Here is a 13,806-nt window from a genome sequence, read left to right as displayed (position 1 = left end):
GCGGACCACACCGCACCCATGACTCTCACCACCCCCACCGACCTCGTCATCTCGTGAACGCCGCTCAGTCCAGTCCCCTCTCGAAATGGTTGCCCGCCGCCGCTGCGGGTGGCCTGCTCGCCGCGGTCGTCGCGGCCGGCGTGATCTCGGGCAGCGGCGGAGGCGAGACGTCGGCATCGACGACGTTCGCCACGGCCGCACCCGTCGAGACGGTCAACACCCAACCGGCAGTGACCGTGGCCCCCGAAGATCAGGTCGTGAACGAGGGGTCGACGATCGCCAAGACAACGCTCAGCCAGACCCTGTCGAACGGCATGGCCGGCAGCGAGGTCCAGATGGTGCAGGAGCGCCTCGTCGAGCTCGGCTTCGATCCGGGCCCGACCGACGGCGTCTACGGCGGTCTCACCATCCAGTCGGTGTGGGCGTTCGAGAAGCTCGTGCTCGGCACGCCACGTGCTCAGGCGACCGGCCGCGTCACCCCCGAGATGTGGGACCGCATGCAAGACCCGATCAAGGTCAAGCCGCGGGCCCCGAGTGGCGGGTTGGCCGACCACGTCGAGATCTACCTGCAGGAGCAGGTCATGGTCGTGTTCCACGGTGACGAACCGGCGGTCATCACCCACATCTCCACCGGCGAGCTGGCGCCGAACGTCACCGAAGACACCCCGTGGAACGACTTCGACCAGATCGCGGCCGAGTACTGCGAGGTCGTGACGATCGACACGAACAACCAGGGCGTGCCGCTCGAGGAGCCGGTCGAAGAGGCCCGCTGCGGTCGCTCCTACACGCCGCCCGGCGTCTTCAAGGCGTACAAGATGATCGAGGGTCGTCGTCAGAGCGCGCTCGGCGGCATGTACGACCCGATCTACATCAACCAGGGCATCGCCATCCACGGCGCGCTCACGGTGCCGCTGCAGCCCGCGTCGCACGGCTGCATCCGCGTGTCGCAGTACCTGGGCGAGAAGCTGCAGGGCATGATCGACATCGGTGATCAGGTGCTGATCTACGACGGTCAGGTCGACCCGTGGAACCAGACGGAGCAGGCCATGCAGATGCGCTTCGACTACCCGGATCCGAACGCCACGACGACCACCACGTCGACGACGACCACCACCACCTCGACGACGACGACGGTCCCCGAGGCCACGACGACCACCACCGAGGCGCCGGCACCGGTTACGACCACCACGACGAAGCCGCCGACGACCACCACCACGTCGACGACCTCCACCACGTCGACCACGGTCGCCCCCGCCGCCGAAGAACCCGACACCGACGACTGACCCGCCGAAAGGGGGTCGGATACGTTTCGTCGGAGTCGGGGTAAGTGGCGAGGCGGTCGGCGACGAAACGTATCCGACCCCGTTCGGACGCTGGTTCCGCCCGGTTCAGCCAGCCGAGCAGGAGGTGAGGCCGCCGAGGACGCCGGTGCGGAAGGCGTCGATCTTCTCGAACGCGGTGCCGATCTGGTCGACGTTCACGCCGATGTCACCCAGCAGGATCGTCATGCGGATCGCCTCGTCGAGATCGCCCGGCGACGTTGCCACCGTCGACTCGGCGACGCCGTCACCGTCGTCGTCACGCTGGTTGCGCGGTGTGGCGCCGTTGTCGTCGGGCGTGATGTCGCGAACCCATGCCCCGGTGTAGCAGTCGTTCAGCAGTGCCCGCGCCTCGCCGGTCAGATCGGAACCGAGATCGAGCTGGACGAGCTCGGCGGCGGCGATCCCGTACACGTAGCCGAGGGTGAAGTCGCCGAACTCGTCGTACAGCTGGACCACCTCGGGCTCGTCGTAGACCACGACCCGCTCGGCCGGGCACACGGTGACCTGCGGCGTCAGGTTCCGAGCGTCGGCGCAGGTGACGGTCGACAGATCGGTCGTCGTCGCCACGGTGAACGGTTCGAAGGTCTCGCCGAGCTCGTCCTGGAACAACAGCTGCCAGAAGTTGATCAGATCGGCCGCGAGGAACTCGGGGGCCGACGAGCAGTCGTCGCCGAAGATCTGTTGGCGAAGCTCGGGATCGAGGGCGTCGCAGTCGTACGGCGCATTCCCTTCGAAGAACTCGTCGGCGCTGAACTGCTGGAACTCGTTCGGCATGAGGGGGAGCGGGTCGTCGAGCAGTTCGGCGCAGCGGGCGGGTCCCTCGAGGAACCCGACCTGGAATGCGCCGACCCGATCGAACGCCGAGCCGTGGCCGCCCGGTGTGAACTGGTTGGTGCCCACCGGGTCGCGGACCTCGAGCATCGCCAGCAGGCCGGCGCGGACGTCGGTGTCGCCGAGCCGCAGCAGGGGTGATTCGCCTCGGTAGGCCTGCCCCGTCCAGGCCCCGGCGAAGCAGTCGGCCTGCTGCTCGGTGAGGATCGTGGCGAGTGGGCGTTCGAAGGCGCCAATCCGCTCCTGGATCGTGTGGCCGTACTCGTGCGCCAGGACGACGCCGAGCACCGAGCTGCCGAACGCATCGGCCAACGGGGTCAGGAGGCTGACCGCCGGGTCGGCGCCCTCGTCGTAGGCCATGAAGTCGCCGATGTTGCAGTAGAACGCGACGAACAGCTGGAGCTCGTCGTAGTCGGTCTCGGGCTCGCCGCATCCGGGGATCGGTGTCGTGCGGGTCGGCGACCCGACGTACACCCCGCCGCGCAACGGTTCGAACGGCTCCCCGTAGACCTCGGGGAACACCTCGGTCCACCACCGCTCGACGTCGGTGAACGCCACCGCAGCGAACTCGTCGTGCTCGTTCGGGATGCGATTCGGGTCGACGTCGAAGACGTCGGCGAACGGCACCGAGGCGTTGAGCTCGGGCTCGATCACCAACGGTTCGGTGACGTCGGCCGCCGTGGTCGGTGGCACTGTCGCCGGTGGGATCGTCGACGGCATCGTCGTGTCGGCCGTCGACGTGTCGGGCGTGGTGTCGACGGTCGGTGCGCTCGACGACGGCGCCGGTTCGGTCACCAGCGGGACCGCCGACTGGACCCGCACGCCACTGTCGTTCGCACACGCGGCGCCGACGATCGACAGGGTCACGAGTGACGCGATCGCAGCGGTCGGCCTCTTCACGTGGTCGATGATAGGTGTGGGTGCCCGAGGCGGCGGATCGTCGCTCTCAGGAAGGTCTTAGCCCTGGCCCTCTTGGACCTCGACCTCGTCCATGCCCGCCGCGATGACGTCGAGCATCTCGCGGATCTCGGACTCCTGGGCGTGTGCCATCGACTCGGCGAACAAGAGCACCTCGTCGTACTCGGCGTTCTGCACCGCGAACTCCGCCATCTCGATGCCCCCGAAGTGGTGCTCGATCATGAGGTCGGCGAACATGATGTCGGCGACCCGACCCTCCGACGCCGCCAGCTCGTCGAGTTCGGCCTCGCTCGCCATGCCGGGCATCTGGTCGTCCTCGGCCACCATCGACATCCACAGCATCGAGGTGCCCGACTCGTTGGCCTCGGCCTCGCCGAGCGTCCGCAGCATCTGGATCATGCGGCCGATCTCGATGTTCTGCCCCTGGATGATGCTGCGGGCCACGGTGTTCATGCCGGGGTCGATGTCGGGCCGGGAGCGGTAGATCACACTCATCAGCACCGCCTGCTCGTGGTGCACGCGCATGTCCTGGAGGAAGCCGGTGTCGACCTCGTTGTGTGCCGGGACGTCACCGGAGTCGCCGATCGCCCACCCCACGATGCCGGCGAGCAGTGCGCCGGTCACGACGAGCACCACGATGTTGAACGGACGTTGCCACCAGGGCAACAGGAGCTCGTCGTCGGCGGTGTCCGACTCCCGAGCGGCTGCCTCGTCGGCCTCGGCCCGCTCGTCGGCGCGACGCTCGAGCTCGACGAGTTGGTCGAGGGAGAGATCGCTGAGGTCGGCTGAACTCCGCTCCATGGTTCAAGTGTGCCACGACGTTGCTGAGAGCGGGCCTCCGATGGGTCGTTGGTCGGTCGTCGCTGTTACGTTCGTCACATGTCCAGCAAGGTGGGCAGACCACGTGACGGCGACTCGGCCGAAACCCGACGGAAGATCCTGCGGGCGGCGCGCGTCCGCTTCGCCCGCGACGGGTTCCGGGCGACCACGAACCGGATGATCGCGCAGGACGCCGGCATCACCTCCGGCGCGATCTACCACTACGTCGAATCGAAAGCCGAACTGTACGCCGACGTCTACTGCAGCACCGTCGACCATCTCTACAGCGAGTTCGAACAGGCGGCATCCGAACACGACACCCTGTTCGACCAGTACGGAGCGGTCCTACGGCGCGCCGCCGAACTCTCGCTCGACGATCCGTCGATCACGGGCTTCATCGTGGCGGTGACCGAAGAGACCCGCCGTCACCCCGATCTGCTGGCGCTGATGACGCCCCAGCGCGGGCGCCACGCCCGCTTCTTCGCCGGTCTGGTCGAGGCGGCTCACGAACGCGGTGAACTCGCTCCCGATCTCGATCTGCGCGCCCTCACCGACCTGCTCGGGTCGGTGATGACCGGCCTGGCCCGCATGTCACACGCCGCAGGCGACGCGTCGAGATACACAGCGGCCGTCGAGGTGCTCGAACGCTTCCTCGACGGCTCGCTGCTCAATACCCGGGTCTAGCGACCGATCACTCGTCGAGGACCGCCGACACGTCGATGTCGACACAGTCGAGCATCGCCATGCCGATCGACTCGGCGTCGGTGCTCAGGCCCTCGGGGTCACCGTCGGGGCCGGCCTCGAGGATCAGTTCCGCGTCGGAGTCGCTGAGCTCACCGATCTGGTCACGGACACAGTCCTCGTCGATCTCGACGCCTTCCATGTCTTCTTCGTTGAGAGCATCGATCATCATGTCGGCGACCTGATCTTGGGGGGAGCCGCCACCGTCGTCGTCGCCGCCGCAGGCAGCGAGGGCCAGCGCAGCGACCGAGAGGGTGGCGAACAAACGTGATTTCATGGGTGATTCCTTTCCGCCGGGCGTGCCCGCTTGCACACCCCGGATGTACCACTGTGGCAGATCGGCTTCGGCCGACCCTGGAAATATCTTCGTGACAGACTGGTCGGGTGGAGATCAGCGTCAGCGAACGCCCCGCCGTCGAGGCCGCCTCGAAGCTGGCTACACGCCTGCGTGATGCCGTCCGGCGACGGGGATCGGCGTCGCTGGCAGTGAGCGGTGGGGGCACGGCGCCGCCGATGTTCGAGGCACTGCTCGACTTCGACGTGCCGTGGAACGACGTCGCCGTGTGGCAGGTCGACGAACGGGTCGCACCCGACGGCGACGACGCCCGCAACGCGAACCAGCTCACCGGCCTCGCCGAGCGTTGTCGCGTTCACGCCATGCCGGTCACGGCCGCCGACCTGCGTGCGGCGGCCCGGCGGTACGCCGCCGGACTGCCCGACCGCTTCGACGTCGTCCACCTCGGTGTCGGCGACGACGGACACACGGCGTCATGGCCGCCGGGTCGGCCGGCGATCCCGACCTCGGACCGCCCGGTCGAACTCGTCGACGAGTTCAACGGGCTGCCACGCATGACCCTGACCCAGCCGGTCGTCGGAGCGGCCCGTGCCCGGGTCGTCCTGGCAACGGGGGAGCGGAAGCGGCCGATGATCGAACGGTGGCTGCTCGGCGACGACGACCTCCCGATCACACGCGTGCGACGGTCCGACACCTGGGTCTACCTCGACGCAGCGGCCGCACCCGACGCGCCGCTCCACTAGCGTTCCCGTCCGTGATCGGCACGCCTCCCCTCTCCGACCTGTTCGCCGACGACCCGGGCCGCGCCGAGCGGTACGTGGTCGAGGCGGGCGACCTCCGCATCGACTACTCCAAGCAGCCGCTGAACGACGACGTCCTCGCCGACCTGCTCGAACGGGCTCGCGATGCCGGTGTCGAGTCACGGCGCGACGCGATGTTCGCCGGTGAGCACATCAACGTCACCGAAGATCGTGCCGTGCTGCACACGGCCCTGCGTGCGCCCCGCGACGCCGTGGTCGAGGCGGACGGCGAGAACGTCGTCCCGGACGTGCACGAGGTGCTCGACGCGATGTCGGCATTCGCCGATCGGGTGCGAGCCGACGATCGCATCACCGACGTCGTCAACATCGGCATCGGCGGCTCCGACCTCGGTCCGGCCATGGCGGCGCAGGCGCTCGAGGCGTTCGGCCACCCGCGGATCACGTGCCACTTCGTCTCGAACGTCGACGGTGCCGACATCCACCGCACGCTGCAGCGCGTCGAACCCGCATCGACCCTGTTCATCGTGGCATCGAAGACGTTCGGCACGATCGAGACCCTGACCAACGCCCGGACGGCACGGTCGTGGCTCGTCGAGGCCCTGGGCGACGATGCCGTGGCCGACCACTTCGTCGCCGTGTCGACCAACGCGGAACGGGTCGCGGAGTTCGGCATCGACACCGCCAACATGTTCGGGTTCTGGGATTGGGTCGGCGGGCGCTACTCGGTCGACTCGGCGATCGGTCTGTCGCTCATGATCCTGATCGGGCCCGACGGCTTCCGAGCGTTCCTCGACGGCTTCCACACGATCGACGAGCATTTCCGCACCGCACCGCTCGAACAGAACGCGCCCGTGCTGCTCGGCATGATCGGCATCCACCACAGCGACGATCTCGGCCGCGACACCAAGGCGGTGCTGCCGTACGCGCAGGAACTCGCCCGCTTCCCGGCCTACCTCCAGCAACTCGACATGGAGTCGAATGGCAAGCAGGTCACCCTCGACGGTGATCTCGTGGCCGGCGACACCGGTCCGATCGTGTGGGGCGAACCGGGCACCAACGGGCAGCACGCGTTCTACCAGCTGCTCCATCAGGGCACCCGGATCGTGCCGGTCGACTTCATCGGCTTCGCCACGCCGAATCACCCCTACCGCAACCACCACGACCTCTTGATGAGCAACCTGTTCGCGCAGGCCGAGGCGTTGGCGTTCGGGCGTCGGAACCCCGACGAGCCGCACCGCAACTTCCCGGGCGACCGGCCGAGCACCCTGATCCTCGCCGACCGGCTGACCCCGTCGGTGCTCGGGCAGCTGATCGCCCTCTACGAGCACATCGTGTTCGTGCAGGGAACGGTGTGGGGCATCAACAGCTTCGACCAGTGGGGCGTCGAACTCGGCAAGGAACTCGCCAACCGCATCACCCCCGAACTCACCGGCGACCCCGACCCGACCCAGCACGACACCAGCACCAACAACGCCATCGCCTGGTACCGCGCCCGCCGCTCGACGAGCGGTTGATGTCTCGGTCGATGTCAGACAGCAACCGACCAGTCGGCAGGGTGCGTGGCTCGGGGCCGCTCGGATGGTGTCGTCGGACGATGTCCGACAGTCAGCGATAGTGATGGAGCAACCAGCTGTCGGCGCGGTCCAATGTCTCGAACACCGAACGTTGAGGCCCGTACAGATCGACCGAGTACCACGAGCCGTCGCCGCCGACGATCACCCTGCCGTCGCTGGCCCAGGCACAAATTTCGAACCACCATGCGTACTGCGACGGGATCTCGACGTCGATCGTCGTCACGTGATCACCCCATGACGTGCTGACGTCGCACTGCACATGGATGCTCGTCGTGCCGACGGGAGGTCCGTCCGGCTCAGGACCGATCGTCGCTCGCCGTGCCTTGCCGAGCACCAGCGCGCCATTCGGCGAGAGTTGACCCTGCCCGAACTGTACGACGTCGCCGGTCGAGAGATGCGTCACCTCGCCGCGATACGCGAAGACAGCCCGGTCGTCGCTCAGCGTCGGCGCTCCGTGCGACCCGGGCACAGCCCACCGCTCGTCGAAGGACTCGTCGCCGGGGACGAACGTGACCATCGGTTCGCCGGTCTCGATGTTCTCGCCGATCTGTCGCCCGGTCGGCCATCCGTCCTCGAACTCACTGCGGTAGCCGACGATCGTGCCATCACCGAGCACGTTGACGTGCGAATGGTGCTCGGTGCTGATCGTCGTCATGCGATTCGTCGACCATTCGAAGCGGTGGACCGCCTCGGCGTCCAGCACGATCAACGACTCGCAGTCCGGGTGGATTTCGAGCTGGGCATCGTCCGGCAGGCTGGTGAGGGCGAGTTCGCTCACCGTCTCGCCACTTCGATCGACCAGTCGATCTCCTCGGATCGCCGATTCGACGATTGCCAGATCACACGTCGGTCGCCAGCCCCTACGGGTGTCCTCGATGCGCTCTGGGGTGAGCGGGACGTAGTCGTTCGTATCAGTCGTGTAGCCGATGAGGTCGACGACGAGATGGGTCGTGGCGAGTGTATGGATGCAGAGTTCGCCCGTCGCCGAGAGCTTGGTGATCGTGGCGTTGGCCGAGTTCCGTCCTGGCCGGTAGTTGAGGTTCGACGCCTCGAGACGTCGGGTGTCGCACGGGTAGCTCGTGGCGTGGCCGGGGGCGGCGGGTGCAGCCGCAGTGAGGTTGTAGACGGCGGCGGTAGCGGAGTCGGGGATCGAGCGCAGGTCGGTGACGTCGAGGCGCAGCGTGTCGCCTCCGGAGACGGGTCGCCCCGTTGCGCGGGAGTCGTGGATGCGCCGCGGCCGGTCGAGCGTGGTCATGCCTCCGCTCGAGTACGCGACGAGGTCGACGACGAAGTGGCTCGCCGCATGAGTGTGGAGGCAGACGCGTCCGTCCGGGGACAGACGGGCGATGACGAAGTTGGCGACGGTACGTCCCGGCTCGAAGTTGAGCGACGACGTGGCCGGCACGTCGTCGGTGCACGGGAAGACGGTCGTGTGGCCTGGGGCGGTTGCGCCGACGCTGGTGAGGTTGAACATCGCGAGCCTGGTGTCGTCCGGGACGAACCGATCGAGTTCGATCTGCAGGCGATCGCCGCCGGCCAGCCGGCGCGAGGCGCGCGTGTCGGTCACGCGACGAGGTGTGTCGAGGGCGGTGATCGTCGATCCTGCGGGCACGTAGCCGACGACGTCGACGACGAGGTCGACCACGGCGTGCGTCGCGATGCAGATCGAGCCGTCGTCGGCGATGCGGACCAGTGCGAGGTTGGGGACGACGTCGTCGGGGCCGTAGTTCAGGTTGGAGACGGTGGGGAGGTCTTGGTCGCACGGGTATGCGGTGATGTGGCCGGCTTCGGCGGGTGCGACGGCGGTGATGTTGACGGCGACCATCTCGGCGTCGTTCGGTACCCCGTGGTTCCCGGCGACCTGGAGTACCTGGACGAGTTGCGGCGGGAGTGCTCCACCACTCGGTCCCGCCTCGACCAACCCCGACGACGTGCACACCAGCGTGACGGCGACCAACCAACCAACGAGCTTTCCACCCACGGCGGCGAAGCTAACCCGAGGACACCCGTCCGCCCGCGATCTCGAGCATGGTCGGTTGATGTCAGACATCAACCGACCAGTTCGTCGAGGGTGAGACCCGCCGATCGGTCGGTTGATGTCTGACATCAACCGACCGCGGGCAAACCGTGGTTCAATCGGGGGTATGACGACGATCGAACGTGTTGGTGTGGTCGGCTGCGGCCTGATGGGATCCGGTATCGCCGAGGTGTGTGCGCGGGCCGGGCTCGACGTGATGGTGCGCGAGGTGACCCAGGAAGCGGCCGAGGCCGGCCGGGCCCGACTCGTGAAGTCGCTCGACCGTGGTCTGAGCGCCGGCAAGCTGACCGAGGACGAGCGCGACGGCGCCGTCGCCCGACTCGGCTTCACCACCGAGATGGCCGAACTCGCCGACCGCCAGCTCGTCGTCGAGGCGGTCGTCGAGGACGAGGCGATGAAGGTCGACATCTTCAAGCAGCTCGACGCCGTGCTCGCCGCCGACGATGCGATCCTCGCCAGCAACACGAGCTCGATCCCGATCATGAAGCTCGGCACGGCCACGAGCCGCCCGGAACAGGTCATCGGGATCCACTTCTTCAACCCGGTGCCGGTCCTCAAGCTCGTCGAACTCGTGACCAGCCTGATGACCAGCCCCGACACGACCGAGCGATCGGAGCGTTTCGCCACCGACGTCCTCGACAAGCACGTCGTGCAGAGCCAAGATCGCGCCGGCTTCATCGTGAACGCCCTGCTTATCCCGTACCTCCTGTCGGCGATCCGCATGATGGAGTCGGGCTTCGCGTCGAAAGAAGACATCGACACCGGCATGGTCGAGGGCTGCAGCCATCCGATGGGACCGCTGCGCCTGACCGACCTGATCGGCCTCGACACGACGCTGGCGGTCGCCGAGAGCCTCTACGAGGAGTTCAAGGAGCCGCTCTACGCCCCGCCGCCGCTGCTGTCGCGCATGGTCGACGCCGGCTTGCTCGGTCGCAAGGCCGGCCGCGGCTTCTACGACTACGCCCGCTGATCCCGCCGGTCGGTTGATGTCGGTTGATGTCAGACATCAACCGACCAGGTCGTCGAGGGTGTGACCCGCCGATCAGTCGGTTGATGTCTGACATCAACCGACGCTGTCGGTGCGCGGGTCGGGGGGCTCCCGGTCGGCGCTCATCAGCGCCAGCAGTTCGTCGGCGCCGTGGAACGGCGTCTCCTCGCCGTCGGCGACTCGACGAACGACACCGTGCCATGCGTCGGCGGGATCGGTGGCCGGGGCGATGCGGACGACGAACGTATGCACGTCACCACTCTCGCGATCCACCTTCGGGTGATCTTGGAACGAGTTTCGGGCGGCCGGGATCGTGCGGTCACTCGCCACCGATGGCGGCGGCGAAACTGCGCGGCTCGAGGTCGAGTTCGCGCATCCGGTCGGCGTAGTGCTGGTAGCGCCGACGAGCGTCACCGTGTCGCCCGACCTTCGACAGCGCCCGGACGAGGTCGACGTGGGCGGCTTCGTCGTAGGGCTCCCGCTCGAGCAGTCGGAGATACAGCCGGATGGCGTCGTCGAGATCGTCGGACGCGGCGCGGATCGCCGCCAGCTCCCGTGTGACGTTCAGGTAGACCGCGCGTGCCTCTTCGCGCAGGGGCACGAACCAGTCGACGTAGGGGTCGTCCTCGAACACGTCGCCCTGGTACCTCGCCTCGACCGTGGCCAGCATCGCCACGGTGCGTTCACCACGCTGGCGACGGAGTTCGGCGAGCGCCGTCGATGCCCCGGCCAGGAACTGGTCGATGTCGGTCGGGACCGTGTCGGGATCGAGCACGATCGCATCGCCCTCGGCGCGGACATAGTGGTCGGCGCCGAACTCCTTGTCGGGGTCGAGCACCGACCGCATCGTCGCCAGCGCGACCGACAGCTTGCTCGACGCCTTCGCCGGGTCGTCGTCGGGCCACAGGCGCTCGAGCGCGATGTCGCGGGGGAGCGGCCGGCCCCGGAGGCACACGAGCATCTTGAACAGATCGCGAGCCTTCTTCGACTGCCAGCGCTTCACCGGGATCGGTTCGCCCCGCAGCGCCACCGAGAACGTCCCCAGTGCCGTGACCGAGAGCGCACTGTCGGTCGCCGAGTCGTGTCGGTCGAGCAGATCTTCGGCCTGGGCCAGGAGTGGACGCGCCCCGATCCGTCGTGCTTGCTCGGCGACCGCCGCCACCCGGGCCACGGCGAGCGCGTCGAGGCGCAGCTCGGCGAGACCGAGCTCGACCCGGCCGCTCTCGATCGGACAACCGAGTTCGTCGAACAGGTTGAAGGCCTCGTCGAGCAGGCGCCGTCGCGCCGCCGGATCGCTTTCGACGGTGGCCTGTGTCTCGAGCGCGATCCCGAGCACGTAGCGATCCCGGCGGTTGCGTGCGAGCTCGGCGGCGCGTTCGGCTGCCTGTCGGGCGGTGTCGACGTCGTCGCGGGCCACGGCGAGGCGAGCCAACACGGTCCAGGCCTCGGCGGCGTCGAGCGAGACCGGCGCGATGCTCGTGGCGCGCTGCGCGTGCTCCCACGCCGCATCGGGGTCGATCGTGGCGAGCGTCGAGGCGAGCTGGTTCAGCGCGGCCACTTCGATCTGCAGGTCGTCGGTTCCTTCGGTCAGCGCCAGGGCCCGTTCGCACGCCCCGCGTGCCTGCTCGAGATCGCCCCGGATCGTGTACAGCCGGGCGAGCTGGACGAGCGGGTAGGCCACCATCGGGGTGCCGTGCCGCTGGAGGTGCTCCGACGCGACCGTGAGATCGTTCCGTGCGTCGTCGAGGCGACCCAGCTTGGTCGTGACCTCTCCTCGGTTCGTCAGCGCGAGTGCCAGCATGCCGTCGAAGCCGCCGGCCTCGGCGTAGCGCACCGCCTCGTCGAGTTCGTCGAGGGCTGCTTCGTACTCGCCCTCCTCCATGAGCCGTGAGCCCCGGTTGGAGCGGATACGGGCGATCTGGAGCAGGTCGGGGGCCCGCTCGGCGTGTTGGAGTGCCCGGACATAGTGCCAATCGTTGCTCACCCGGTCGCCGTCGCTCGCCGACACCATCGCCGCCAGCGTGTAGGCGACGGCCAAGGCACCGTCGTCACCGACCGACGTCGCGAGCTCCAGGGACTCCTCGGCGGCGGATCGGGCCGACTCGACGTCGCCGGCGAGCCACGACACCGAACCGCCGTACCCGATCAAGCGGGCGAGCTCGGCGGGGTCGTCGTCGGGGAGGGCGACGCCGATGCCACGCTGATACACGGCACCGGCCGTTCTCGAATCGCCGCGGAAGTGCGAGATCAGCCCGTGTCGCCAGGCGTCGCCGGGCCGGACGGCGACCGCTGCGGCTCGCTCGTACTCGTCGACGGCGCGGCTCCAGTCGCCGAGCGCTTGGGCGGCTCGGCCGGCGATCCCGCTCAGGGTCGGATCGTCGAGGCGGTCGATCGTGTCGAGCACGAGACGACCGCCGCCGGCGTCGACGGCGGCCAGGCCGAACCGGGACACGGTGTCGCGGAGGACGGCGTCGTCGCCGGCCCGGCGTGCGATCCGGAGCGCGGCGACGGCATCGCCTCGACCGACGGCGATGTGGACGGCGGTGTCGGCGAGTTCGACGCGCCGAGCGGCGCCGGGCCGGACGAACGGCTCGACGCGCCGGCTCGGCCTGACCCGCTCGCCTACTTCGAACGTCCGCTCGACGAGCGCATCGTCGAGCAGCGACGGCAGGAGTTTCGCTGCGTCGGCGTCGCCCGCCCGGGTGAGTTCGTCGGCGGTGGCGCTTCCCAGCACCCAGACGTCGCCCAGGATCCGGCGGCGCTCGTCGTCGAGCACGGCCATCTGGCGGACGGTGAGCTCGTGTTCCACATCGTCGGCAGCGGCGACGGCCCGCAGCGCCGCAGCCCGTTCGTCGGGGGGCAGGGCGGCGAGGAGGGCCCCACCGGCGAGGGCCAGGCCGGGTCGGCCGGCCGAGAGCGCGGCGATCTCCGTCGCGTACGCGTCCAGATCGGGCCGGCGATCGGTCACGATCGCCGCCAGCTCGTCGTCGCCGAGGCGGAGGTCGTCGGGGCCGATCTCGAGCACCCGGTCGTCGGCGCTGAGACGCTTCACCGAGAACGGGATGTCGGTCCGGGTGATCAGCACGATCGACAGCGCGGCAGGGGCCGTCCGGACGATCGTCTCGATGAATCGCATCGCACCGATGTCGGCGTCGGCGTGCTCGAGCTCGTCGATGACGAGGGTGGTCGGACGGTGCAGGTGGTGTTGCAGCTCCTGCCCGATGAGGGCCCCGAGCTGTTCGAACCGTCGTTGCGGTGCCGTGTCGCTGACGGGGCCGCACGACGGCCCGACCGCGGCCGACAACCAGCCGGGGAGCGACGGCACCCGCGCCTTGAGCGCCTGCACGATGATCGGCGGGAGTTCGGAGCCGTCGTGGAGCCGCCGGAGCGACACGGTGACCGACCGATCGGCCCGGACCGAGGCGCGCGCGAGGTGGGTCTTCCCCGCACCCGACGGTCCGCTCAGGACCGTCAGCTGCGGCCATGCAGCCGCCACTGGCATCCCTCCGGTTCTAGCAC

General features: G+C 68.6%; 11 protein-coding genes. 5 read left to right on the top strand and 6 right to left on the bottom strand.

The window, feature by feature from the left end:
• Positions 1-53 precede the first annotated feature (53 nt).
• The gene (locus BDK89_RS22210; RefSeq protein ID WP_133869918.1) at positions 54-1,283 is read left to right on the top strand and encodes a L,D-transpeptidase family protein; all 1,230 of its coding nucleotides are present in this window, start codon (positions 54-56) and stop codon (positions 1,281-1,283) included.
• 105 nt (positions 1,284-1,388) lie between these two features.
• Here BDK89_RS22210 and BDK89_RS16065 read toward each other — a convergent pair whose 3' ends face one another.
• Positions 1,389-3,053: a neutral zinc metallopeptidase gene (locus BDK89_RS16065; RefSeq protein WP_133869917.1), complete on the bottom strand. Its 1,665-nt coding sequence runs from the start codon at positions 3,051-3,053 to the stop codon at positions 1,389-1,391.
• A gap of 57 nt (positions 3,054-3,110) precedes the next feature.
• Positions 3,111-3,872, bottom strand: coding sequence for a DUF305 domain-containing protein (locus BDK89_RS16060; protein WP_133869916.1), 762 nt, complete (start codon positions 3,870-3,872; stop codon positions 3,111-3,113).
• A gap of 78 nt (positions 3,873-3,950) precedes the next feature.
• Here BDK89_RS16060 and BDK89_RS16055 point away from each other — a divergent pair, with 78 nt between their 5' ends.
• Positions 3,951-4,574 (top strand): TetR/AcrR family transcriptional regulator, encoded by a 624-nt coding sequence (locus BDK89_RS16055; protein ID WP_133869915.1) that lies wholly within the window; start codon positions 3,951-3,953, stop codon positions 4,572-4,574.
• 7 nt (positions 4,575-4,581) lie between these two features.
• Here the strand turns inward: BDK89_RS16055 and BDK89_RS16050 are convergent, their stop codons facing one another.
• Positions 4,582-4,908 (bottom strand): hypothetical protein, encoded by a 327-nt coding sequence (locus BDK89_RS16050; protein ID WP_133869914.1) that lies wholly within the window; start codon positions 4,906-4,908, stop codon positions 4,582-4,584.
• Between the two features lie 107 nt (positions 4,909-5,015).
• Between BDK89_RS16050 and BDK89_RS16045 the strand changes: the two genes are divergently transcribed.
• Positions 5,016-5,669 carry a 6-phosphogluconolactonase gene (locus BDK89_RS16045; RefSeq protein WP_133869913.1) on the top strand — a complete coding sequence of 218 codons (654 nt, stop codon included), beginning with the start codon at positions 5,016-5,018 and terminating at the stop codon, positions 5,667-5,669.
• Between the two features lie 11 nt (positions 5,670-5,680).
• Complete coding sequence (gene pgi, locus BDK89_RS16040; RefSeq protein ID WP_243839191.1) at positions 5,681-7,201, top strand: glucose-6-phosphate isomerase; 1,521 nt, start codon at positions 5,681-5,683, stop codon at positions 7,199-7,201.
• A gap of 91 nt (positions 7,202-7,292) precedes the next feature.
• Here pgi and BDK89_RS16035 read toward each other — a convergent pair whose 3' ends face one another.
• Positions 7,293-9,242 (bottom strand): hypothetical protein, encoded by a 1,950-nt coding sequence (locus BDK89_RS16035; protein ID WP_133869912.1) that lies wholly within the window; start codon positions 9,240-9,242, stop codon positions 7,293-7,295.
• A 163-nt stretch (positions 9,243-9,405) separates the two neighbouring features.
• Here BDK89_RS16035 and BDK89_RS16030 point away from each other — a divergent pair, with 163 nt between their 5' ends.
• Positions 9,406-10,269, top strand: coding sequence for a 3-hydroxybutyryl-CoA dehydrogenase (locus BDK89_RS16030; protein WP_133869911.1), 864 nt, complete (start codon positions 9,406-9,408; stop codon positions 10,267-10,269).
• 93 nt (positions 10,270-10,362) lie between these two features.
• Here BDK89_RS16030 and BDK89_RS21850 read toward each other — a convergent pair whose 3' ends face one another.
• Together BDK89_RS21850 and BDK89_RS16025 are read right to left on the bottom strand one after the other, a co-directional pair.
• Positions 10,363-10,539: a hypothetical protein gene (locus tag BDK89_RS21850; protein WP_166657625.1), complete on the bottom strand. Its 177-nt coding sequence runs from the start codon at positions 10,537-10,539 to the stop codon at positions 10,363-10,365.
• A 67-nt stretch (positions 10,540-10,606) separates the two neighbouring features.
• Complete coding sequence (locus tag BDK89_RS16025; RefSeq protein WP_133869910.1) at positions 10,607-13,789, bottom strand: AfsR/SARP family transcriptional regulator; 3,183 nt, start codon at positions 13,787-13,789, stop codon at positions 10,607-10,609.
• Between the last annotated feature and the right edge of the window lie 17 nt (positions 13,790-13,806).

The organism is Ilumatobacter fluminis, from assembly GCF_004364865.1.
GTDB classification, from domain to species: Bacteria; Actinomycetota; Acidimicrobiia; order Acidimicrobiales; family Ilumatobacteraceae; genus Ilumatobacter; species Ilumatobacter fluminis.
This window is presented reverse-complemented; position numbering and strand designations above follow the sequence as displayed.